The sequence below is a fragment of the Azovibrio sp. genome, assembly GCF_049658005.1.
Taxonomy (GTDB): domain Bacteria; phylum Pseudomonadota; class Gammaproteobacteria; order Burkholderiales; family Rhodocyclaceae; genus Azovibrio.
This window is the reverse complement of the sequence record NZ_JBASOH010000141.1, coordinates 1-2,317: the sequence shown is the minus strand read 5'-3', so window position 1 is coordinate 2,317 and position 2,317 is coordinate 1. Positions and strand designations below refer to the sequence as shown.

The following is a 2,317-nucleotide window of genomic DNA, read 5'->3' as shown; positions in this document are numbered from 1 at the left end:
GGTCGGCATTCATCGCCTCCAGATGCAGGGCCAGACCGGGCCGGCCGGCAGGGGCGGCAGCGGGGCCGGCGGGCGCCCGTTTCAGGGCCTCCATGAGCAGGCTCATGGCGCGCTCTTCTTTGGGCCGGTGTCGGGCCAGGCCGGGTTGAGCGGCTGGGCCTCGGGTGGCTGGCTGAAGAAACGCTGATCGGGCAGGTAGCCTTCCAGGCTGCTGTAGTTGCCGCCCAGGCTGGGGTCACGAATGACGACGGGGCGCAGGAAAATCACCAGTTCCGATTTTTTGGCGTTGTTGTTGCGCGAGGTGAATAGCTCGCCGGCCAGGGGGATTTGGCCTAGCACGGGCACCCGGCCCGTCTTGTACTCGATCCGGTCTTCCATCAGGCCGCCCAGCACGGCAATATCGCCGCTGGAAACCCGCAGGACGGATTCGATTTCGCGGGTGCGGATCTGGGGTATCTGGTTGGCGACCTCGGTGGGAATGTCCGGGTTCGGATCTTTCACCATGGCGGCGATGCTGGAGATGGTGGGGCGGACATTGAGGATGATATTGTCGTTGTCGCTGATCTGGGGGGTTACCGTCATCACCAGGCCGACCGAAACCGTCTGGGGCGTCGTCGTATAGGCCACCATGGCATTGGTGTTGGTGTTGCCCGGGGTGATGTCGGCCTTGATGTTGAAATACACCACGTTTTCCACCACCTTGAGCAGGGCCGTCTGGTTGTTGAGGACCGACAGGCGGGGGCTGGACAGCACCTTGGTGGTGCCGAAGGATTCGAGCAGGTTCAAGGTCAGGTCGAGCGGGTTGCCCTGATTGGTGAATTTGAGCACGAACGGGGTCAGGGCCGGGTTGACGCCATTGGTGGATGAGGTGGAGGTCAGGCTGAAGGACTTGTTGCCGCCCGCCCAGATCCGGTTCCATTCGATGCCTTGCTGGTAGCCGTCGCCTAGTTCCACCTCGACGATGGTGGCTTCGATCATCACCTGGCGGCGGGCGGAATTGCTGACCTTGTCGATGAATTCCTGGATGCGTTCATGCTGTCGTCCGGTGGCGCGCACGGTGACCACGCCCGTTTCGGGATTGATGATCACCGAGGCCGCTTCACGGAAGGTGCTGCGCCGCGTGATCCGGGTGCCGCGCGCCTGGCCTTCGCTCAGGCTGGGCTGAGGATTGCTGCGGCTGTTGCTGCGGCTGTTGCGGTTGGGCGTTGGCTGGGGTGTGCCGCTGAAGGCGCCGGAAAACTCTTCCGCTTCCTCGGCGCTGCCTTCGGGCAGGATTTTGTCCGTTTCCCGCAGGATGTCCTGGATGTTTTTTTCCAGGGAATCCCAGAACATGTTCTTCGAGCTGTTCTCGACCCGGGTGCTGGAAATGTTGCCGCTGCCCAGCGCTGATGTCGTGCCGTTGTCGCCTGTTCCCCCGGTGCTGATCTGCGTGTTGGTGGCCACGGTGCCGGTGACGCTGCGGCTCAGATTGACGTAATCCATCTTGTAGTGCTTCAGGAAGGGCGTATCCGGCATGACGACCAGATTCGGGCCGTCCAGTTCGAAGCGCATGTCGACCTGTTTGGCGATGCGGGAGAGCAACTGAGGCAGAGTCTGGTCGATGGCATTGAGGCTGACGTTGCCGCTCATGCCCGGGTAAATGTCGACATTGAGTTTGGCATCCCGGGCCAAGGCAAAGAGCAAATCTTCGACCCGGACATTGTGGACCACGACACTATAGGTTTCTGCCTTGGGAGCCGGCCTGGGAGGTGGCAGCGCCAGGGTTTGCCGGACCGGTGCGGGGATGGTGCCGGCGGCGAGAGGGGCCTGATTCTGCTGGCGGTTGAGGTGACCTTTGAGCGGTTCCCGGGGAGCGGGGGCCGCGCAGGCTGCCAGGATGCCGGGAAGCAGGCTGGCAGTGAGGAGTCTTGCAAGCATTGTTCACCTTTTCAGGGTGATGCGATCAACATGAAATTTCCGCTGCGGCCCTGACGCCCTCCCTTAGGCCGATGGCATGATCCTAACATGGCGAAAGCTCGTTGTAACCCCTGAACCAAAAAATCTCGGTGGGTGACGTGCATTTAGTCGGAATGGCTGGCAAGCTAAGGTTTTGGGGTTGATCAAGGGAGTCACCCGATGGGTGTCCCCTATTATCCTGAATCCGGCAGTCGAGCTCAGGGAAAGCGGCACGATGCCAGACTGGCAGCCAGTTTCAACGAATGAGCAGGAGTCACCAGATGGGTGAAGATGGGTGAAGCAAAAAAATGGCTGGGCAGCGTGCAGGCGGCCTTGAACACCCCGTGGATCCTGGACATCGACACCCCCATCAAGCCTTTGT

Annotated in this window: 1 protein-coding gene; it reads right to left on the bottom strand. The window is 61.3% G+C overall.

Annotated elements, in window-relative coordinates; translation table 11 throughout:
• Positions 1-102 precede the first annotated feature (102 nt).
• Complete coding sequence (mshL, locus tag WBH99_RS14320; protein WP_424220777.1) at positions 103-1,917, bottom strand: pilus (MSHA type) biogenesis protein MshL; 1,815 nt, start codon at positions 1,915-1,917, stop codon at positions 103-105.
• Positions 1,918-2,317: the final 400 nt, after the last annotated feature.